At 70.2% G+C, this 24,388-nt stretch carries 1 protein-coding gene (running past one end of the window); it reads right to left on the bottom strand.

From position 1 onward, the window contains the following. Positions 1 to 4: 4 nt before the first annotated feature. Positions 5 to 24,388, bottom strand: the 3' portion of a protein-coding gene (locus tag OG257_RS32645) for a type I polyketide synthase (RefSeq protein WP_329213252.1). The gene runs 3,930 nt beyond the window's last position; the window shows 24,384 of its 28,314 coding nt (coding positions 3,931-28,314); its start codon lies off the right edge, out of view; it ends in the stop codon at positions 5 to 7.

The following is a 24,388-nucleotide window of genomic DNA, read 5'->3' as shown; positions in this document are numbered from 1 at the left end:
CCGGCTACTCCCCGCCGTCGCTGAGCTCCTTCTCGATGAAGGCGATGAGTTCATCGTCACCGGCCGCGTCGATCCGCGCGGCCAGGGACTCGCCTCCGTCCGCCACCTCGCCTGCCGTCCACTTCTCCAGGAACGCCTGCAGCCGTACCGTCACCCGCGCCCGGGCCAGTCCGTCCGTCCGGCCGGCGGCAAAGGCCGCATCGAGCTCGTCCAGCGCGCTGATCATGGGCTCGGCCACGTCGGCGCCGCTCCCATCCAGCTCGTCGAGCAAGTGACGCGCGAGCACGGCCGGCGTCGGATGGTCGAACACGATCGTCGAGGCGAGCCGCAGCCCGCTGTCCTTCGCCAGCACATTGCGGAACTCGACCGCCGTCAGAGAGTCGAACCCGAGATCCCGGAACGGCCGACTGTCGATGTCCTCCACGGACTTGTAACCGAGTACGGCTCCGATGCCGCGGCGGATCATCTCCGACAGCTCCGCCTCCTGCTCCTGAGGGCTCATCGAAGCCAGTCGTGCGCGCAGATCGGCAGCGCTCGCACCACCGTCCTCCTCCTGGGGCGCGTTCAGGGCTTCGGCTGTTGCGGTGAACTCGTGGAGCAGCGGGCTGGGTCGCAGGAGTGTGAAGGCTTCGGCGAAGCGTGTCCAGTCGACGTCGGCGACCGTGAGGCTGTTGTCACGGTGGTCGATCGCCTCGGCCAGGGCCCGGATCGCCAGGGCCGGGTCCATCGGTGCCAGGCCACGCCGACGCAGGCTCTGAGCCGCTTCCGGATCCGCGGCCATCCCTGCCCCGGCCCACGGACCCCAGGCCACCGAGGTGCCGGGAAGTCCTCGGTCGTGGCGGTGCTGTGTCCAGGCGTCGAGGAAAGCGTTGCCCGCCGCGTAGGCCGACTGGCCGCCGCTGCCCCAAGTGGCGGCGATCGAGGAGAACACCACGAACAAGTCCAGCGGCAGATCCTCGGTCAGCTCGTCCAGGTGCTTGGTTCCCTCGACCTTGGCCCGGAGCACCGAGGCGAAGGCCTCGGGGGTGGCTTCCTCCAGACGCTGCGGAACATCGAGACCGGCCGCGTGCACGACGCCGGTCAGCGGCCACTGCTCAGGAACACCAGCGATCACCGCGGCCAGAGCGTCCCGGTCAGCCACATCGCAGGCGGCAACCGTGACCTGCGCGCCCAACCCGGCCAGTTCCTCGACCAGACCGTCCGGGGCGACACCGCTACGGCTGGTCAGCACCAGGTGCGGCACACCCCGAGCGGCCAGCCAACGGCCCACCTCCACGCCCAGGGCACCCGTACCACCCGTGACCAGCACGGTGCCGGACGAGTCAGGGTTCCACAGCGCGCCCGGCACCGCGCCAGAAACCGCACGAGCCAACCGACGGACGAACACCCCGGACTCCCGGACCGCGACCTGATCCTCACCACCACCCGCAGCCAGGACACTCACCAGCCGGGCACCCGCCCGGGCGTCCACTTCGGCCGGCAGGTCGATCAGACCACCCCAGCGACCCGGCACCTCCAACGCTGCCACACGGCCCAGACCCCACACAGCGGCCAGGTCCGGATCGCCGAGCCGGTCCGAACCACCCACGGACACCGCACCACGTGTGAGCACCCACAGCGGCGCCGTGACCTCACCCAGCTCCTGCACCACGGCGAGCGTCTCCACCACCCCGGATGCGGACAGGATCACACCCGCCAGGCCAGGCAGCCCTGACACTTCGTCGGCGGGAACACCGACCACGGTCGCGCCCGCGGCCTCCAACGCGGCGGAGACCTCGGGGTCCTCGGTGCCGACGACGGCCCACACACCGGTCAGCACCGCCGACGACGGCAGACCGCCCAGCGGCTTCCAGGTGATCCGGTAACGCCACGAGTCGAGCGTCGATCGTTCCTGGTGACGCTGTCGCCACGCGGACAGTGACGGCAACGCCGACTCCAGACCCGCGAGTTCCTCCAGGTCCTCCCGCTCCACCGCGTCCCAGAACGCGGCATCCACCAGATCACTGCCACCGCCCGCAGCGGACGTCAGCGAAAGCTCCGGCCAGAACCGCTCCCGCTGGAACGCATACGTCGGCAGATCGACCACACGGCCGCCCCAACCGGCAAGCAGTGCCGTCCAGTCGACACCGACTCCGGACGTCCACAGACGGCCGGCCGCAGTGAGCGCCGTGTCGGTCTCGTCGCGATCCTTGCGTAGGACTGAGATGAACTCGGCTTCGGCGGAGGCGTTTTGGGCCATGGCCGACAGGACGCCGTCGGGGCCCAGTTCTACGTACCGCGTCACGCCCATCGCTTCGAGAGCGGTGACACCGTCGGCGAACCGCACCGGCTGCCGCACCTGGTTCAGCCAGTACTCCGGCTGCTGCATGACACCGGGTTCGGCGACGGCTCCGGTCAGATCGGAGATGATCGGGATTTCGGCCGGGTGGAAGGTCAGGCCGGTCAGGACGGTCGCGAACTCGTCCAGCATCGGTTCCATCAGGGCCGAGTGGAACGCGTGCGACACCGACAGAACGTTGAACCGCAGGTCGCGGGCCGCGCACTCGGCCGCGTACCGCTCAATGGCTTCGGTGGCGCCGGACAGGACCACGGAGCTCGGCCCGTTGACTGCGGCGATGTCCAGGCCGGAGTCCGCGACGTCGGCTTCGGTTGCCTGTACGGCAAGCATGCCGCCGCCCTCGGGCAGTGCCTGCATCAGCCGGCCGCGTTCGGCGACCAGGGTGCAGGCGTCGTCCAGGTCGAGGATGCCTGCGACGTGCGCGCCGGTGATCTCGCCCAGGGAGTGACCCAACAGCACATCCGGGGTCACGCCCCACGACTCCACAAGCCGGAACAGGGCGACCTCGAGCGCGAACAGGCCGGTCTGCGCCCAGACGGTGTGGTCCAGGTCGACACCGTCGGTCAGAACGTCACGCAGCGGACGTTCCAGCCGGACGTCGAGCCGTGCGCAGACCGCGTCGAAGGCTTCGGCGAACACCGGGAACTGCTCGTAAAGCCCCAGGCCCATCCCCGCGCGCTGCGAACCCTGGCCGGTGAACAGGAACGCGGTCCTGCCCTCTCGGGCGACCCCCGTGGCGAGTGTCGTGTCCCCGGCCAGCACCGCACGATGCTCGAGCCCGGCTCGCGTGGTCGCGAGCGACCAGGCCACGTCGACGGAGTCCGCCTCGGGCCGTTCCGCGGTGAACGACCGCAGCCGTTCGACCTGTGCCCGCAATGCCGGCTCGGACTTCGCCGACACCACCCACGGCACCAGCCCGGGACGCATCACCGACGGCTCGGCCGCCACCGGCTCCCGCTCGACGGACTCCGGAGCCTGTTCCAGGATGACGTGCGCGTTGGTGCCGCTGATACCGAACGAGGACACCGCAGCGCGGCGCGGACGTTCCACCTCGGGCCAGGAACGTGCCTGGGTGAGCAGTTCCACCGCGCCCGCCGACCAGTCCACTTGGGGGGAGGGGGCGTCGACGTGGAGCGTCGCCGGCATGAGCCCGTGTCGTAGGGCCATGACCATCTTGATCACGCCTGCCGCTCCGGCGGCGGCCTGGGTGTGCCCGATGTTCGACTTGACGGAACCGAGCCACAGCGGCTCGTCGCTCTCACCACGGTCCTGGCCGTAGGTAGCCAGCAGGGCCTGCGCCTCGATCGGGTCCCCGAGACGGGTTCCGGTACCGTGCGCCTCCACGGCGTCGATGTCGGCGCCTGTGAGGTGGGCGTTGGCGAGGGCCTGGCGGATCACCCTCTGCTGGGAAGGGCCGTTGGGTGCGGTCAGACCGTTGCTCGCACCGTCCTGGTTGACCGCGCTGCCCCGTACCACCGCAAGGATCCGGTGTCCGTTGCGCTGTGCGTCGGAAAGCCGTTCCACCAGCAGCAGACCGACACCCTCACCCCAGCCCGTCCCGTCGGCCGCCGCGGCGAACGCCTTGCACCGGCCGTCCGACGCCAGACCGTCCTGCCGGTCGAACTCCACGAACGCCCCTGGGGTGACCATCACCGTCACACCACCGGCCAGGGCGAGTTCGCACTCACCGGCCCGCAGTGCCTGCCCCGCCCAGTGCAGTGCGACCAGCGACGACGAGCACGCCGTGTCCACGGTGACCGCCGGGCCCTCCAGCCCGAAGGCGTACGAGACCCGGCCGGACAGCACCGCCGCCGCGTTCCCGACAGCCGCGTGCCCGTCACCGGCGTCCTGCGACGCCGCGAGGACCTGTGCGTAGTCCTGGCCGTTGGTTCCGGCGAAGACCCCCACACTGCGGCCGCGCTGCGACCGCGGGTCCATCCCCGCCGACTCGAACGCCTCCCACGCGGTCTCCAGCAGCAACCGCTGCTGCGGATCCATCGCCAGCGCCTCACGCGGCGAGATCCCGAACAGGCCCGCATCGAACTCGGCCGCGTCATGGACGAACCCGCCCACACCACTCGCCACGCCGGACACCTCCGCCGGCCATCCCCGGTCGACCGGGAACACCGACAGCCCGTCCACCCCATCGGCGACCAGATCCCACAACTGCTCGGGCGATCCCACCCCGCCCGGGAAACGACACGCCATCCCGACTATCGCAAGGGGCTCATCGGCTCCCGCCGACGGCGCCACCGCACCGGACGCCACCGCCACTCCCGTACCGGCCAGTTCCGTGCGGAGGTGGTCGACGAGGGCGTCAGGCGTCGGATGGTCGAAGACGAGGGTGGTCGGCAACGGCAGCTCGGTGGTCGCAGCCAGGAGGTTGCGCAGTTCGACTGCCATCAGCGAGTCGAAGCCCAGATCCCGGAAGGCGCGATCCGGCTCCACCGCCTGCGCACCCGCATGCCCCAGGACCGCAGCGGCCTGAGCCCGGACCACATCCAGCAGCACCTGACGACGCCTACTGTCCGGCACACCCTCAAGCTGCTCCCGCAGGCTCGGCCCACCGCCACCTGTCGGCAACGCCGGTGCAACAGCAGCTACTTCGGGCAACTCCGCCAGCAGACGGCTGGGACGCGCCGACACGAACCCGGGAACGAACCGCTCCCAGTCGATGTCCGCCACCGTCACATCCACACCACCACGAACCGCCTCACCGAACACCCGCAACGCAAACTCCACGCCCAACGGACGCACCCCACCACGCCGCAACCGCTCCACCACCACACCGTCAGCCGCCATACCCCCCTCAGCCCACGGACCCCACGCCACCGACACAGCCGGCAGACCACGCCCACGACGCCACTCCACCCACGCATCCACACACGCATTAGCCGCCGCGTAATTACCCTGACCCGCACTACCCACCGTCCCCGCCAACGACGAGAACACCACCCACCACTCCACCGGCAAACCCGACGTCACCACATCCAGATTCACCAACCCATCCACCTTCGGCGCCATCACCGACACCAAACGCTCCGACGACAACCCCTCCAACAACCCGTCATCCACCACACCCGCCGCATGCACAACCCCGGTCAACGGCAAGCCGACGGGAACACCCGCAACAACCTCCGCCAACGCCTCCCGATCAGCCACATCACAAGCCACAACAGTGACCCGCGCACCCAGCGCGGACAGCTCCTCGACCAGACCCTCCGGCGCCACACCCCGCCGACTCGTCAACACCAGATGCGGCACACCCCGACCCGCCAGCCAACGCGCCACCTCCACACCCAACGCACCCGTACCACCCGTAACCAGCACCGTCCCCGACGGACACGGATTCCACGACGCATCCACCGCCCCGGCCGGAACCGCACGAACCAACCGCCGACCGAACACCCCGGAACCACGAACCGCGACCTGATCCTCACCACCACCGGCAGCCAGAACCCCCACCAAACGGGCACCCGCCCGGCCATCCAGAACCTCAGGAAGATCGACCAGACCACCCCAACGGTCCGGCACCTCCAACGCCGCAACCCTGCCCAGACCCCACACCGAGGCAAGGCTGGGGTTCACCAGCCGATCCGAACCGCCCACGGACACCGCGCCACGCGTCACCACCCACAGCGGCGCCGTGACCTCACCCAGCCCCTGCACCACGGCCAGCGCCTCCGCCACCCCGGACGCAGACAGCACCACACCCGCCAGGCCAGACAGCCCCGACACCTCTTCGGCAGGAACACCGACCACGGTCGCACCAGCCGAGGACAGTGCCTCGGACACCTCGGGGTCCTCGGTACCGACAACCGCCCACACACCAGTCAGCACCGCCGACGACGACAAGCTGTCCAGCGGCTTCCACATGACCCGATAACGCCACGAATCAAGCGTCGACCGTTCCTGGTGACGCTGCCGCCAGGCGGACAGCGCCGGCAACGCCGACTCCAGACCCGCAAGTTCCTCCAGGTCCTCACGCTCCACCGCATCCCAGAACGCCGCATCGATCAGATCACCGCCACCGCCCGCAGCGGACGTCAGCGAAAGCTCCGGCCAGAACCGCTCACGCTGGAACGCATACGTCGGCAGATCAACGGGCCTGCCGCCCCAACCGGCGAACAGCGCCGTCCAGTCGACATCGACTCCGGACGTCCACAGACTGCCGACCGCCGTGAGTGCGGTGTCGGTTTCGTCGCGATCCTTGCGCAGGACGGGGACGAACTGGGCGTCGGCAGCGGTGTCCTGGGCCATGGCCGACAGGACCCCGTCGGGGCCGAGTTCCAGGTAGCGGGTCACGCCCATCGCTTCGAGGGTCGTGACACCGTCCGCGAACCGGACCGCCTGCCGCACCTGGTTCAGCCAGTACTCCGGCCGCTGCATGACACCGGGGTCGGCGACGGCTCCGGTCAGGTTCGAGACGACCGGAATCCGCGCAGGGTGGAACGTCAGTCCGGACAGCACCGTGGCGAACTCGCCCAGCATCGGCTCCATCAGCGCGGAGTGGAACGCGTGCGACACCGACAAGACGTTGAACCGCAGACCGCGCTCCGCGCACCCGGCCGCGTACCGCTCGATGGCCCCGGCGTCGCCGGACAGGACCACGGAGTTCGGACCGTTCACAGCGGCGACGTCCAGGCCGGAGTCCGCGACATCGGCTTCGGTGGCCTGGACGGCGAGCATGCCGCCACCCTCAGGCAGTGCCTGCATCAGTCGGCCGCGCTCGGCGACCAGCACGCACGCGTCGTCCAGGTCGAGGATCCCCGCGACATGCGTGGCAGTGATTTCACCCAGCGAGTGACCCAACAGCACATCCGGGGTCACGCCCCACGACTCGACGAGCCGGAACAGCGCAACCTCAAGGGCGAACAAGCCGGTCTGCGCCCACACGGTGTGGTTCAGGTCGACGCCGTCGGTGAGGACCTCGTGCAGCGGACGCTCCAGCCGGACGTCGAGCCGGGCACACACCGCGTCGAAGGCTTCCGCGAACACCGGGAACTGCTCGTACAGCCCCAGGCCCATCCCTGCACGCTGCGAGCCCTGACCGGTGAACAGAAACGCAATCCGGCCCTCCACAGTCGCACCCGCAGCGAGCACATCCCCACCAGCAGCCAGCACCACGCGATGCTCCAGCGCGGCCCGGGTTGTCGCCAGCGACCAGCCCACGTCCACCGGATCCAACTCCGGCCGCTCCGCCACGAACTCCCGCAGCCGCTCCACCTGCGCCCGCAACGCCGCATCGGAGTTGGCCGACACCACCCACGGCACCAGCCCGGGACGTATCACCGACGGCTCGGCCGCCACCGGCTCCCGCTCGACGGACTCCGGAGCCTGTTCCAGGATGACGTGCGCGTTGGTGCCGCTGATACCGAACGAGGACACCGCAGCGCGGCGCGGACGTTCCACCTCGGGCCAGGAACGCGCCTGGGTGAGCAGTTCCACGGCGCCCGCCGACCAGTCCACCTGAGGCGACGGCTCATCGACATGCAGTGTCGCCGGAAGCACACCGTGCCGCATCGCCATCACCATCTTGATCAGGCCCGCGACACCCGCCGCGGCCTGAGTGTGACCGATGTTGGATTTGACCGACCCCAGCCACAACGGCTCACCGGTCTCGCCCCGCTCCTGGCCGTAGGTCGCCAACAGCGCCTGCGCCTCGATCGGGTCACCCAGCCGCGTCCCCGTCCCGTGCGCCTCCACGACGTCGACATCCGCGCCAGTCAGCCGGGCGTTGGCCAGTGCCTGCCGGATCACCCGCTGCTGCGACGGACCGTTCGGCGCCGTCAGACCGTTCGACGCACCGTCCTGATTCACCGCACTGCCACGCACCACCGCAAGAATCCTGTGCCCGTTGCGCTGAGCGTCCGACAGCCGCTCCACCAACACCAGGCCCACACCCTCGGCCCAGCCCGTCCCGTCCGCAGCACCCGCGAACGCCTTGCACCGACCATCCGCAGCCAGCCCGTCCTGCCGGTCGAACTCCGTGAACGCAGCCGGCGACACCATCACCGTCACACCACCGGCCAACGCCATGTCGCACTCACCCGACCGCAACGCCTGCCCCGCCAAATGCAACGCCACCAACGACGACGAACACGCCGTGTCCACCGTCACCGCCGGCCCCTCCAACCCGAACACATACGCCGCCCGGCCAGAAATCACACTGTTCGCCGCACCCGACAGCACATGCCCCTCACCACCAGCCACATACCCCGACGACAACGCCCCCGCAAACACACCCACACTCCGCCCCCGCAGAGAACGCGGATCCATCCCCGCCGACTCGAACGTCTCCCACGCCGCCTCCAACAACAACCGCTGCTGCGGATCCATCCCCAACGCCTCACGCGGCGAAATCCCGAACAACGCCGCATCAAACCGATCCGCCCCATCGACGAACCCACCCACACCGGCACCCCGGTCCACCAGGTCCGCCGGCCAACCCCGGTCGGCCGGGAACTCCGACAGCCCGTCCACCCCGCCAGTGACCAGGTCCCACAGCTGCTCGGGCGACCCCACCCCACCCGGCAGCCGGCACGCCATACCCACAATCGCCAACGGCTCATCGGACCCGGCCACCGCGACCTGCCGCACCGGCTCCGCAACCGCCTCCAACCCACCGAAGAACTCCGACAACAAACGCTCACTCAGCGCCGCCGGACTCGGATGGTCGAACACCAACGTCGCCGGCAGCCGCAAACCCGTAGCCCCGGTCAAACGGTTACGCAACTCCACCGCAGTCAGCGAATCGAACCCCAGATCCTTGAACGCCTGACGCTCACCCACCGCATCAACCGACGCATGACCCAGCACCGCCGCAGCACTCCCACGCACCAACTCCAACAACATCTGCCCACGCTGAACACCAGACACCGACCGCAACCGCTGCGCCAACGCCAAACCCGCACCCGACGCCTGCGCAACCCCACGCCGCACCCGACCCGACACCAAACCACGCAACAACGCCGGAACCTCACCACCCGCCCGCACCACCGCCAGATCAAGATTGATCGGCAGCAACTGCGCCTCGGCACACCCCAATGCCGTGTCGAACAACGACAGAGCCTGCTTCGTCGACATCCCGCTCGAAAGCTGGTCGCGGAGATGACCGGTCATGCCGCTGGCCTGTTCCCACAGGCCCCAGGCCAGAGACAAACCAGGAAGGCCCTCTGTGCGGCGGCGGACGGCGAGGGCGTCGAGGTAGGCGTTGGCGGCGGAGTAGTTGGCCTGGCCGGGAGTACCGAAGGTCGCCGACGCCGAGGAGTAGAGGACAAACATGGCGAGGTCCGTGTCGCGGGTCAGCTCGTCTAGGTTCGCGGCGGCGGTCGCCTTCGCCCGCAGGACCGTTTCCAGGCGCTCCTGGGTCAGTGCCGTGAACACACCGTCGTCGAGAACACCCGCCGCATGCACCACGCCGGTCAGCGGATCCGCGGCGGGGATTTCCGCGAGAACGGCAGCGAGAGCGTCCCGATCGGCGGCATCGCACGCCACGATCCGCGCCCGCGCACCGAGCGAAGCGAGTTCTGTGGTGAGTTCTGCAGCGCCAGGGGCGTCGGGGCCCTGGCGAGAGAGCAGGAGAAGGTGCCGGATGCCGTGTTCGGTGACCAGGTGGCGGGCCAGCAGTCCGCCGAGCGTTCCAGTGCCACCGGTGATCAGTACGGTGCCGTCAGCATCCAGCGCCACAGCCTCCTCCCGGCCCACGGCACGGGCCAGGCGGGGTACCAGGAGTGCACCGTCGCGGATGGCGACCTGCGGCTCGTCGACGCCGGCCAGCAGCGCCAGGTCCAGATCCTGTTCCTCGGTGGCCGGGTCGGTGTCCACCAGGACGATCCGGTCCGGGTGCTCCGACTGCGCCGAGCGCACCAGACCCCACACCGCCGCACCCACCACGTCCACGACCGCACCGGAACCAGCAGACATGGCACCGCGGGTCACTACCGCCAGACGCGAGCCGAACGAACCCTCGTCAGCCAGCCACTCCTGCACACCACGCAGGACCTCACCCAGCACCTGATCCACCGGACCGTCACCAGCCGGCAACACCGTCCACGCCGAAACATCGTCCGCCTCGCCGGAAGCAGCACCATCCGGCGGCAACGCAACCCACTCCACCGCGAACAAAGCGTCATCACCACGCCCGGCAGTCGACAGCTGCTCCGCCGACACCGCACGCGACATCAAGGAACGGACGACCGCGACCGGCGCACCGGTCCCGTCTGCCGCCTGAACGGTGATGCCCTCACCCTCCGGGCGGATCGCCACCCGCAGCGTGGTCGCCCCCACCGCGAACAGCTCCACACCCGACCACGCGAACGGCAAACGCGGCCCCTGCTCCCCCGGCCCTTCCGACAGGAGATTGGCCGGATGCAACGCGGCGTCCAACAGCGCCGGGTGGATGCCGAACGTATCGACCTGGCCCACACCCGGCTCCGGCAGCACCACATCGGCGTACACACCGGACCCATCGCGCCAAGCCGCCTGAACACCCTGGAACGCCGGCCCGTAGCCGAAGCCCACCCCGGCCAACGCCTCGTAGAACCCGTCGACATCCACCGCGTCCGCGCCCTGCGGCGGCCACACGCTCAGATCGAACCCGGGCGCTCGGGTGTCCGAGGCGGCGAGGAAGCCCGATGCATGCAGCGTCCACTCGTCCGTGCCTTCTGCGCGGCCATGGATGTGGACCGGCCGGTCACCCGAGGCATCCGGGCCCTCGACCCGCACCTGGACCTGGACGCCACCGGACTCCGGCAGCACCAGCGGCGCCCGCAGCACCAACTCCCGCAGCACACCGCAGTCCACTTCCTGACCGGCCCGCAGCACCATCTCCACCAACGCGGCACCCGGCACCACAACCCGGTCCAGCACGAGATGCTCGGCCAGCCAGGGCTGTGCACCCACCGCGAGCCGGCCGGTCAGCACCACCGCATCCCCATCGGCGAGCTCTACGGCCGCACCCAGCAAGGCGTGCCCGGCATCCGTCATACCGACAGCGGTCAGGTCCCCCGCGCCCATGTTCGGCTGCGGCCAGAACCGCTCCCGGTGGAACGCATACGTCGGCAGATCGACCACACGGCCGCCCCAACCGGCGAACAGCGCGGTCCAGTCGACATCGACTCCGGACGTCCACAGGCGGCCGGCCGCAGTGAGCGCGGTGTCGGTCTCGTCGCGATCCTTGCGCAGGACTGAGATGAACTGGGCGTCGGCAGCGGTGTCCTGGGCCATGGCCGACAGGACGCCGTCGGGGCCGAGTTCCAGGTAGCGGGTCACACCCATCGCTTCGAGGGTCGTGACGCCGTCGGCGAACCGCACCGCCTGCCGCACCTGGTTCAGCCAGTACTCCGGCTGCTGCATGACACCGGGGTCGGCGACGGCTCCGGTCAGGTTCGAGACGACCGGAATCCCGGCCGGGTGGAACGTCAGTCCGGACAGCACCGTGGCGAACTCGCCCAGCATCGGCTCCATCAGCGCGGAGTGGAACGCGTGCGACACCGACAGCACGTTGAACCGGCGCCCCTGCTCCGCGCATTGGGCCGCGTACCGCTCGATGGCTTCGGTAGTGCCGGACAGGGCCACGGAGTTCGGGCCGTTCACAGCGGCGACGTCCAGACCGGAGTCTGCGACATCAGCCTCGGCCGCCTGGACGGCGAGCATGCCACCACCCTCAGGCAACGCCTGCATCAGTCGGCCCCGCTCCGCCACCAGCACGCAGGCGTCGTCCAGGTCGAGGATGCCGGCCACGTGCGCGGCGGCGATCTCACCCAGCGAGTGCCCCAACAGTACGTCCGGGACTACACCCCACGACTCGACGAGCCGGAACAGCGCAACCTCAAGGGCGAACAAACCGGCCTGCGCCCAAACAGTGTGGTCCAGGTCGACACCGTCGATCAGGACCTCGCGCAGCGGACGCTCCAGCCGGACGTCGAGCCGGGCACACACCGCGTCGAAGGCTTCCGCGAACACCGGGAACTGCTCGTACAGCCCCAGGCCCATCCCTGCACGCTGCGAGCCCTGACCGGTGAACAGAAACGCAATCCGGCCCTCCACAGTCGCACCCGCAGCGAGCACATCCCCACCAGCAGCCAGCACCACGCGATGCTCCAGCGCGGCCCGCGTCGTCGCCAGCGACCAGCCGACATCCACCGGATCCAACTCCGGCCGCTCCGCCACGAACGCCCGCAGCCGCTCCACCTGCGCCCGCAACGCGGGCTCGGACTGCGCTGAGACCGGCCACGGCACCAGATCCGGAGCCTTCGGCGTCACATCGAGCGCTGCCGGTCCGGGCTGAGGCGGCGCCTCGAGGATCACATGCGCGTTGGTACCGCTGATACCGAAGGACGAGACACCCGCACGCCGCGGCCGACCCGACTCCGGCCAAGAACGCGCCTCGGTCAGCAGCTCCACCGCACCCGCCGACCAGTCCACCTGCGGCGACGGCTCATCGACGTGCAGCGTCGCCGGAAGCACACCGTGCCGCATCGCCATCACCATCTTGATCAGGCCCGCAACACCCGCCGCGGCCTGAGTGTGCCCGATGTTCGACTTCACCGACCCCAGCCACAACGGCACGTCGCCCTCACCACGGTCCTGACCGTAGGTCGCCAGCAGCGCCTGCGCCTCGATCGGGTCACCCAGCCGCGTCCCCGTCCCGTGCGCCTCCACGACGTCGACATCCGCGCCAGTCAGCCGGGCGTTGGCCAGTGCCTGCCGGATCACCCGCTGCTGCGACGGACCGTTCGGCGCCGTCAGACCGTTCGACGCACCGTCCTGATTCACCGCACTGCCACGCACCACCGCAAGAATCCTGTGCCCGTTGCGCTGAGCGTCCGACAGCCGCTCCACCAACACCAGGCCCACACCCTCGGCCCAGCCCGTCCCGTCCGCAGCACCCGCGAACGCCTTGCACCGACCATCCGCAGCCAGCCCGTCCTGCCGGTCGAACTCCGTGAACGCAGCCGGCGAGACCATCACCGTCACACCACCGGCCAACGCCATGTCGCACTCACCCGACCGCAACGCCTGCCCCGCCAAATGCAACGCCACCAACGACGACGAACACGCCGTGTCCACCGTCACCGCCGGCCCCTCCAACCCGAACACATACGCCGCCCGGCCAGAAATCACACTGTTCGCCGCACCCGACAGCACATGCCCCTCACCACCAGCCACATACCCCGACGACAACGCCCCCGCAAACACACCCACACTCCGCCCCCGCAGAGAACGCGGATCCATCCCCGCCGACTCGAACGTCTCCCACGCCGCCTCCAACAACAACCGCTGCTGCGGATCCATCCCCAACGCCTCACGCGGCGAAATCCCGAACAACGCCGCATCAAACCGATCCGCCCCATCGACGAACCCACCCACACCGCTCGCGACGCCTGACACCTCCGCCGGCCATCCCCGATCCCCCGGGAACGCCGACATGCCATCCACTCCATCGGCAACCAGGTTCCACAGCTGCTCGGGTGACCCCACCCCACCCGGCAGCCGGCACGCCATACCCACAATCGCCAACGGCTCATCGGACCCGGCCACCGCGACCTGCCGCACCGGCTCCGCAACCGCCTCCAACCCACCGAAGAACTCCGACAACAAACGCTCACTCAGCGCCGCCGGACTCGGATGGTCGAACACCAACGTCGCCGGCAGCCGCAAACCCGTAGCCCCGGTCAAACGGTTACGCAACTCCACCGCAGTCAGCGAATCGAACCCCAGATCCTTGAACGCCTGACGCTCACCCACCGCATCAACCGACGCATGACCCAGCACCGCCGCAGCACTCCCACGCACCAACTCCAACAACATCTGCCCACGCTGAACACCAGACACCGACCGCAACCGCTGCGCCAACGCCAAACCCGCACCCGACGCCTGCGCAACCCCACGCCGCACCCGACCCGACACCAAACCACGCAACAACGCCGGAACCTCACCACCCGCCCGCACCACCGCAAGGTCGAGGCTGATCGGCACCAGGTGTGCCGCAGGGCGTGTCAGGGCTGTGTCGAAGAGAGCAAGGCCTTGCTCCGTGGACAGGGCGGCGCCGGCACTGGTCACCCGGGACCGGTCGTTCTCGGCGAGTCGGCCGGTCATGCCGCTGGCCTGCTGCCACAGACCCCAGGCGAGGGAGAGGCCGGGCAGGCCTTCCGCACGGCGGCGGGTGGCGAGGGCGTCCAAGTAAGCGTTGGCAGCCGAGTAGTTGGCCTGACCCGGAGTACCGAAGGTCGCCGACGCCGAGGAATACAGCACAAACATGGCGAGATCCGTGCCGCGGGTCAGCTCGTCCAGGTTCGCGGCGGCGGTCGCCTTCACCCGCAGGACCGTCTCCAGGCGCTCCTCGGTCAGGGCGGTGAACACACCGTCGTCGAGGACACCCGCCGCGTGGACGACGCCGGTCAGCGGTGTGTCGGCAGGGATGTCCGCGAGGACGGCTGCGAGGGCATCGCGGTCGGCGGCGTCGCAGGCCACGATCCGTGCCTGGGCGCCGAGTTCGGCGAGATCTGCGACCAGATCGGATGCGCCGGGGGCGTCAGGGCCCTGGCGGGAGAGCAGGAGCAGGTGCCGGATGCCGTGCTCGGTGACGAGGTGGTGGGCCAGCAGCCCGCCGAGGGTGCCGGTACCGCCGGTGATCAGTACGGTGCCGTCACCGTCCAGCGGAACAGCCTGCTCGCCGCCCCCGGCACGGGCCAGGCGTGGCACCAGCAGTGCACCGCCGCGGATGGCGACCTGTGGCTCGTCGACGCCGGCCAGCAGCGCCAGATCCACGCCCTCTTCCTCGGTGGCCGGGTCGGTGTCGACCAGGACGATCCGGTCCGGGTGCTCCGACTGCGCCGAGCGCACCAGACCCCACACCGCCGCACCCACCACATCGACCGCACCGGATTCCGCCGGAACCGCGCCCCGAGTCACCACCGCCAGACGCGAACCGAACGAACCCTCGTCAGCCAGCCACTCCTGCACACCACGCAGAACCTCACCCAGCACCTGCTCCACCGGACCGTCACCAGCCGGCAACACCGTCCACGCCGAAACATCCTCCGCCTCGCCGGAAGCAGCACCACCCGGCGGCAACGCAACCCACTCCACCGCGAACAACGCGTCATCACCACGCCCGGCCGACGACAACTGCTCCGCCGACACCGCACGCGACACCAGCGAACGAACGACCGCGACCGGCGCACCGGTCCCATCGGCCGCCTGAACGGTGATGCCCTCACCCTCCGGGCGGATCGCCACCCGCAGCGTGGTCGCCCCCACCGCGAACAACTCCACACCCGACCACGCGAACGGCAACCGCGGCCCCTGCTCCCCCGGCCCTTCCGACAGGAGATTGGCCGGATGCAACGCGGCGTCCAACAGCGCCGGGTGGATGCCGAACGTATCGACCTGGCCCACACCCGGCTCCGGCAGCACCACATCGGCGTACACACCGGACCCATCACGCCAAGCCGCCTGAACACCCTGGAACACCGGCCCGTAGCCGAAGCCCACCCCGGCCAACGCCTCGTAGAACCCGTCGACATCCACCGCGTCCGCGCCCTGCGGCGGCCACATGCTCAGGTCGAAGTCCGCCTGCGAAGACGTCTGTTCAGCCAGCGAACCGGACGCATGCAGCACCCACTCGTCCGCGCCTTCGGCATAGGCATGGATGTGGACCGGCCGGTCACCCGAGGCATCCGGGCCCTCGACCCGCACCTGGATCTGCACGCCACCGGACTCCGGCAACACCAGCGGCGCCCGCAGCACCAACTCCCGCACCAGAGCGCAGCCCACCTCCTGACCGGCCCGCAGCACCATCTCCACCAACGCGGCACCCGGCACCACAACCCGGTCCAACACGAGATGGTCGGCCAGCCACGCATGCGCACCCATCGACAGGCGGCCGGTCAGCAGTGCCCCGTCGCCCTCGGCCAGCGTCACTGCCGCGCCGAGCAAGGCATGCTCGGCACCCGTCATACCAACAGCGGCCAGGTCCCCCGCGCCCATGTTCGGCTGCGGCCAGAACCGCTCCCGGTGGAACGCATACGTCGGCAGATCGACCACACGGCCGCCCCAACCAGCGAACACAGCCGTCCAGTCGACATCGACTCCGGACGTCCACAAGTGGCCGACCGCCGTGAGCGCCGTGTCGGTCTCGTCACGATCCCTGCGCACTACGGGTATGAACTCGGCACCGACGACCGTGTCCTGAGCCATGGCCGACAGGACACCGTCCGGGCCGAGTTCCACGTACCGCGTCACACCCATCGCTTCGAGCGCTGTGACGCCGTCGGCGAACCGCACCGCCTGCCGCACCTGGTTCAGCCAGTACTCCGGCCGCTGCATGACACCGGGCTCGGCCACCGCGCCCGTCACGTTCGACACGACCGAGATCCGCGCAGGGTGGAACGTCAACCCGTTCAGGACGGTCGCGAACTCGTCCAGCATCGGTTCCATCAGCGCAGAGTGGAACGCGTGCGACACCGACAGCACGTTGAACCGCAGGCCCCGCTCCGCGCACTCGGCCGCGTACCGCTCGATGCTCTCGAGGTCGCCGGAGAGGACCACGGAATTCGGGCCGTTCACGGCGGCGATGTCGAGGCCGGAGTCTGCGACGTCGGCTTCGGTGGCCTGGACGGCGAGCATGCCGCCACCGGCGGGCAGTGCCTGCATCAAGCGGCCCCGCTCCGCCACCAGCACGCACGCGTCGTCCAGATCGAGGATGCCGGCCACGTGCGCGGCGGCGATCTCACCCAGCGAGTGCCCCAACAGTACGTCCGGGACCACACCCCACGACTCGACGAGCCGGAACAGCGCAACCTCAAGGGCGAACAAACCGGCCTGCGCCCACACGGTGTGGTCCAGGTCGATGCCATCGATCAGGACCTCGCGCAGCGGACGCTCCAGCCGGACGTCGAGCCGGGCACACACCGCGTCGAAGGCCTCGGAGAACACCGGGAACTGCTCGTACAGCCCCAGGCCCATCCCTGCACGCTGCGAGCCCTGACCGGTGAACAGAAACGCAATCCGGCCCTCCACAGTCGCACCCGCAGCGAGCACATCCCCACCAGCAGCCAGCACCACGCGATGCTCCAGCGCGGCCCGCGTCGTCGCCAGCGACCAGCCGACATCCACCGGATCCAACTCCGGCCGCTCCGCCACGAACGCCCGCAGCCGCTCCACCTGCGCCCGCAACGCGTCCGGCGACTTCGCCGATACCGGCCACGGCACTGGAGTGGGACGCCCGGTACGCGTAGGCGCCGCCTCGACGGCCTGCGTGGCGGGCGGCTCCTCCAGGATGACGTGCGCGTTGGTGCCGCTGATACCGAACGAGGACACCGCAGCGCGGCGCGGACGGCCCGCCTCGGGCCAGGGGCGTGCCTCGGTGAGCAGTTCCACCGCGCCTGCGGACCAGTCCACCTGGGGAGAGGGGGCGTCGACGTGCAGGGTCGCCGGCATCAGGCCGTGTCGCAGGGCCATGACCATCTTGATCACGCCTGCCGCTCCGGCGGCGGCCTGGGTGTGCCCGATGTTCGACTTGACGGAACCGAGCCACAGCGGCTCGTCGCTCTCACCACGGTCCTGGCCGTAGGTAGCCAGCAGGGCCTGCGCCTCGATCGGGTCCCCGAGCCGGGTGCCGGTGCCGTGGGCCTCGACGACGTCGATGTCGGCGCTGGTGAGGTGGGCGTTGGCCAGTGCCTGACTCATCACCCGCTGCTGGGACGGACCGTTGGGTGCGGTCAGGCCGTTCGACGCGCCGTCCTGGTTGATGGCACTGCCGCGGACGACGGCGAGGATGTGGTGTCCGTTGCGCTGTGCGTCGGAGAGCCGTTCCACGACCAGTACCGCCGCGCCCTCTGCCCAGCCGGTGCCGTCCGCGGCAGCAGCGAAGGATTTGCAGCGGCCGTCGAAGGCCAGTCCGCCCTGCCGGGCGAAGTCGACGAAGACGCCCGGTGTGGACAGCACCGTCACACCGCCGGCCACCGCCAGATCACATTCACCGGCCCGGAGTGCCTGAGAAGCCAGGTGCAGAGCGACCAGCGAGGACGAACATGCCGTGTCCACCGTCACCGCCGGACCCTCGAGCCCGAAGGTGTAGGCCACCCGCCCGGAGAACACGCTTCCGGCGTTGCCCGTGGCCAGAAAGGCCTCCACGCCCTCCGGCACGACGCCCAGACTCTGCGCGTAGTCGTGGTACATCACGCCCGCGTACACGCCGGTCGACGAACCGCGGAGCGACATCGGGTCCAGCCCCGTCGACTCGAAGGCCTCCCAGACGCCTTCCAGCAGCAGCCGCTGCTGCGGGTCCATGGCCAGCGCCTCACGCGGGCTGATCCCGAACAGGCCAGCGTCGAAGTCCCCGGCACCGGTGACGAAGCCACCGGATCCGGAGACCCCGCCCCAGGTCACGTCCCAACCGCGATCGTCCGGGAAGTCCGTCACCCCGTCACCGCCGGCCGTGACCAGATCCCACAGCCCTGCCGGGGAGACCACACCGCCCGGCAGCCGGCAGGACATACCCACGATCGCGATCGGCTCGTCGACGGCCGCCGGGACCATCCGCCGTGGTGCCACCACGGCCGGATCACCGGCACCGGACAATGCCCCCGCCAGATGACCGGCGAGCACCTGAACGTTCGGGTAGTCGAATACCAGCGTCGCGGGCAGTCGAAGCCCGGTGGCGGCGTTGAGCCGGTTGCGGAGCTCCACCGCGGTGAGCGAGTCGAAGCCCAGGTCCTTGAACGCCTGACGCTCGCCGACGGCATCCGCGGAGGTGTGCCCGAGGACGTGGGCCACCTCGGTGAGGACCATCTCCTGCAACAGCGCGCCCCGCTCGGCCGACGACAGACCGGCCAGCTGCCGCAACAGTTGAGGCTCGCCTCCGACCGTTCGGCCTGCCCTTCGTACGACGGCGGCCGGGACGAGGCCGCGCAGGAGTGCGGGTATGGGGGTGGTGCCGTTCCAGGAGCGGAGGGCGCGGGTGTCGAGGAGCATGGCGACCACGTCGGCGCGGTCCGCGTTCAGGGCGGTGTCGAACAGGGCCAGGCCCTGTTCGTCCGTGAGTCCGGGGCCGAGCCGGCCGGTCCGGTCCTGGAGGTGGCCGGTCATGCCGCTGGCCTGCTCCCACAGGCCCCAGGCCACGGACAGGCCGGGCAGACCTTCCGCACGGCGGCGGGTGGCGAGGGCGTCCAAGTAGGCGTTGGCGGCGGAGTAGTTGGCCTGGCCGGGAGCACCGAAGGTCGCCGACGCCGAGGAATACAGCACGAACATGGCGAGGTCGGTGTCGCGGGTCAGCTCGTCCAGGTTCGCGGCGGCGGTGGCCTTGGCGCGCAGGACGGTTTCGAGGCGTTCTTGGGTGAGGGCGGTGAACACACCGTCGTCGAGGACTCCGGCGGCGTGGACGACGCCGGTCAGCGGTGTGTCGGTGGGGATGTCGGCGAGGACGGCTGCGAGGGCGTCGCGGTCGGCGGCGTCGCAGGCCACGATCCGTGCCTGGGCGCCGAGTTCGGCGAGTTCGGTGGTGAGGTCTGCGGCGCCGGGCGCGTCCGGTCCTCGCCGGGAGAGCAGGAGGAGGTGTCGGATGCCGTGTTCGGTGACCAGGTGGCGGGCCAGCAGCCCGCCGAGGGTGCCGGTACCGCCAGTGATCAGTACGGTGCCGTCACCGTCCAGCGGCACAGCCTGCTCCCCGCCCACAGCACGGGCCAGGCGGGGTACCAGGAGTGCACCGTCGCGGATGGCGACCTGCGGCTCGTCGACACCGGCCAACAGGGCCAGATCCACTCCCTCTTCCTCGGTGGCCGGGTCGGTGTCGATCAGCACGATCCGGTCCGGGTGCTCCGACTGCGCCGAGCGCACCAGGCCCCACACCGCCGCACCCACCACATCGACCATGCCGTCAGGACCCGCGGGCATGGCGCCCCGCGTCACCACCACCAGGCGCGAACCGAACGAACCCTCGTCCGCCAGCCACTCCTGCACACCCCGCAGGACCTCACCCAGCACCTGCTCCGCCGGACCGTCACCAGCCGGCAACACCGTCCACGCCGAAACATCGTCCGTGACGGCTGCGGTGACCCCAGGCGATGCCGGGACCGGCACCCACTCCACCGCGAACAACGCGTCACCGGCATTCCCGGCCGACGACAACTGCTCCGCCGACACCCCACGCGACATCAAGGAACGGATGACCGCGACCGGCGCGCCGGTACCGTCGGCGGCTTGAACGGTGACGCTCTCACCCTCGGGACGGATCGCCACCCGCAGGGTGGTCGCCCCGACCGCGAACAGCTCCACACCCGACCACGCGAACGGCAGCCGCGCCCCGGACCCTTCACCGTCGCCGGTCAGCAGCCCCGATGGATGCAACGCCGCGTCGAGCAGGGCGGGATGGATACCGAACCCGTCCGCCGACTCCGCGACCACCACCTCGGCGTACACACCGGATGCGTCGCGCCAGGCCGCCTGCACTCCCTGGAACGCCGGGCCGTACTCCAAGCCCGCCCCTGCCAGGACGTCATAGAACCCGACCAGGTCGACTGCCGTGGCATCCTGCGGCGGCCACAGCTCCAGATCGAACCCGGGCGCCCCGGTGTCCGACGCGGCGAGGAGGCCCGACGCATGCAGCGTCCACTCGTCCGTGCCTTCGGCGCGGGCGTGGATGTGGACCGGTCGGTCGCCCGAGGGGTCGGGATCATCGATCCCTATCTGGACCTGGACTCCGCTGCTCTCCGGCAGCACCAGGGGTGCCCGCAGGACCAGTTCCCTGAGCAGACCGCAGTCCACTTCTTGACCAGCGCGCAGCGCCATCTCCACCAGTGCGGTGCCGGGGACCACGATGCGGTCCAGCACGACGTGGTCGGCCAGCCATGGCTGGGCGACCACCGACAGGCGGCCGGTCAGGAGCACGCCGTCTGCGTCGGCCAACGCCACCACGGAGCCCAGCAGCGCGTGCCCGGCGCCCTCGATACCGAGCGCACCCGCATCCCCGCCGAACACGCCCGGCTGCGGCCAGAACCGCTCCCGCTGGAACGCATACGTCGGCAGGTCGACCACGCGGCCGCCCCAGCCGGCGAACACGGCCGTCCAGTCGACGTCGGTGCCGGTGGCCCACAGGCGGCTGATCGCGGTGAGTGCGGTGTCGGTCTCGTCGCGGTCCTTGCGCAGGACGGGGACGAACTCGGCGTCGGCGGCGGTGTCCTGGGCCATGCCCGACAGGACGCCGTCGGGGCCGAGTTCCACGTACCGCGCCACGCCCATGGCTTCGAGGGCGGTGACACCGTCGGCGAAACGCACCGGCTGCCGCACCTGCCGCAGCCAGTAGTCCGGCTCCTGCATCAGTCCGGGTTCGGCGATCGCGCCCGTCAGGTTCGAGACGACCGGAATCCCGGCCGGGTGGAATGTCAGTCCGGACAGGACGGTCGCGAACTCGTCCAGCATCGGTTCCATCAGCGCAGAGTGGAAAGCGTGCGACACGGACAGCACGTTGAACCGCAGTCCCCGCTCGGCGCATTGGTTCGCGTACCGCTCGATGGCGTCGGTAGTGCCGGACAGGACTACGGAGTTCGGACCGTTGACGGCGGCGATGTCGAGGCCGGAGTCCGCGACGTCGGCTTCGGTGGCCTGGACGGCGAGCATGCCTCCACCGGCGGGCAGTGCCTGCATCAGTCGGCCGCGTTCGGCGACCATGGTGCAGGCGTCGTCCAGGTCGAGGATGCCTGCGACATGGGCTGCGGTGATCTCGCCCAGGGAGTGCCCCAGGAGCACGTCAGAGGTGACGCCCCAGGACTCCACCAGCCGGAACATTGCGACTTCGAGGGCGAACAAGCCGGCCTGCGCCCACACAGTGTGGTCCAGGTCGACGCCGTCGGTCAGGACCTCCTTCAGGGGGCGTTCCAGCCGGACGTCCAACCGGGCACACACCGCGTCGAAGGCTTCCGCGAACACCGGGAACGCCTCGTAAAGCCCCAGGCCCATGCCCGCACGCTGCGCGCCCTGCCCGGTGAACAGGAACGCGGTCCGGCCCTCTCGGGCGATACCAGTGGCAAGTGTCGCTTCCCCGGCCAGCACCGCACGGTGCTCCAGCGCGGCTCGGCTGGTGGCCAGCGACCAGGCGACGTCCACCGGATCCAGCTCCGGCCCATCCGCCGCGAACGACCGGAGGCGCTCCACCTGCGCCTGCAGTGCGGGCTCGGACTTCGCCGACACCACCCACGGCACCTGCCCCGGGGGGCAAGTCTGTACAGGCTCCTGAGCCGGTTCAGGCTCCGGAGCCTGTTCCAGAATCACGTGTGCGTTGGTGCCGCTGATGCCGAAGGAGGAGACTGCGGCGCGGCGTGGCCGGTTGTCGGTCTCGGGCCAGGGGCGTGCTTCGGTGAGGAGTTCCACCGCGCCGGCGGTCCAGTCGACCTGGGGGGTGGGCTCGTCGATGTGCAGGGTGGCGGGCATGAGGCCGTGGCGCATGGCCATGATCATTTTGATGATGCCTGCGACGCCGGCGGCGGCCTGGGTGTGGCCGATGTTCGACTTGATCGAGCCGAGCCAGAGGGGTCCGTTGCCCTCACCACGGTTCTGGCCGTAGGTGGCCAGGAGCGCCTGGGCCTCGATCGGGTCGCCGAGACGGGTGCCCGTCCCGTGGGCTTCGACGACGTCGACGTCCGCGGTCGTCAGCTGGGCGTTGGCGAGAGCCTGGTGGATGACGCGTTGCTGGGAGGGGCCGTTGGGTGCGGTGAGGCCGTTGCTGGCGCCGTCCTGGTTGACGGCGCTGCCCCGCATGACGGCGAGGATGTGGTGGCCGTTGCGCTTGGCGTCCGACAGCCGCTCGACCAGCAGCAGGCCGACGCCTTCGGCCCAGCCGGTCCCGTCGGCGGTGGCGGCGAAGGATTTGCAGCGGCCGTCGGAGGCCAGTCCGTCCTGGCGGTCGAACTCGGCGAACGCGCCCGGGGAGACCATCACGGTGACGCCACCGGCGAGCGCCAAGTCGCATTCACCTGTCCGCAGTCCCTGGGCGGCCAGGTGCAGGGCCACAAGGGAGGACGAGCACGCGGTGTCCACCGTCATCGCCGGGCCTTCGAGCCCGAAGACGTAGGCGAGGCGGCCGGAGATCACACTGTTCGCGGTTCCCGACAGCAGATGTCCCTCGGCGCCGGCGACACCGTTGCTGCCATATCCCGACGAGGACGCTCCCGCGAACACACCCACCCGCTCGCCACGCAGTGAGCGGGGGTTCACACCGGCTGCCTCGAGGGTCTCCCACGCGGCTTCCAGCAGCAGGCGCTGCTGGGGGTCCATCGCGAGGGCCTCACGGGGGCTGATGCCGAACAGGGCAGCGTCGAACTCGTCGGCGTCGTGGACGAACCCGCCCACCGCGGCGGTTGCGTCGACCAGGCCGGTGGGCCAGCCCCGGTCGTCCGGGAACGCAGTGATCCCGTCCGACCCGGCGGCGACCAGCTCCCACAACTGCTCCGGCGACGTCACACCACCGGGATAACGGCAGGCCATACCTACGATCGCCACCGGCTCGTCCTGCGCCGCGCCCGCGACGCGCGTCCCAGGAGCAGGGCCCTCCTGGGTGTCCCCCGCCAGTTCCGACAGTAGATGTTCGCTGAGGGTGGTCGGGCTGGGGTGGTCGAAGACCAGGGTCGCGGGCAGTGACAGTCCGGTGTCCGCGGTCAGAAGGTTGCGCAGCTCGACCGCCATCAGCGAGTCGAAGCCCAGGTCACGGAACGCCCTACCGGGCTCGACCGCATCCGCGCCCGCGTGTCCCAACACCGTGGCGGCCCGGTCGCGCACCAGATCCAGCAGGATCCGGGCCCGCTCCGTGGCGGGTGCGTCGCCCAGCCGCTGCAGCAGCCCTGCCCCCGGTCCACCCCTCAAGGCATCACCGGACACGGTCCTGAGTGCGTCGGCCGCTTCGGGGAGGTCGGAGAGTAGGGCGCTGGGACGGGAGGAGGTGAAGGCCGGGGTGAACACCGACCAGTCCATGTCGGCGACGGTCACGTACGGTTCCCTGCCGTCCACCGCTGCCGCCAGGGCCCGGACCGCCAGGGCCGGATCCATCGGCAG

Origin of the sequence: Streptomyces sp. NBC_00683 (genome assembly GCF_036226745.1) — a bacterium.
Lineage (GTDB): Bacteria > Actinomycetota > Actinomycetes > Streptomycetales > Streptomycetaceae > Streptomyces.
This window is presented reverse-complemented; position numbering and strand designations above follow the sequence as displayed.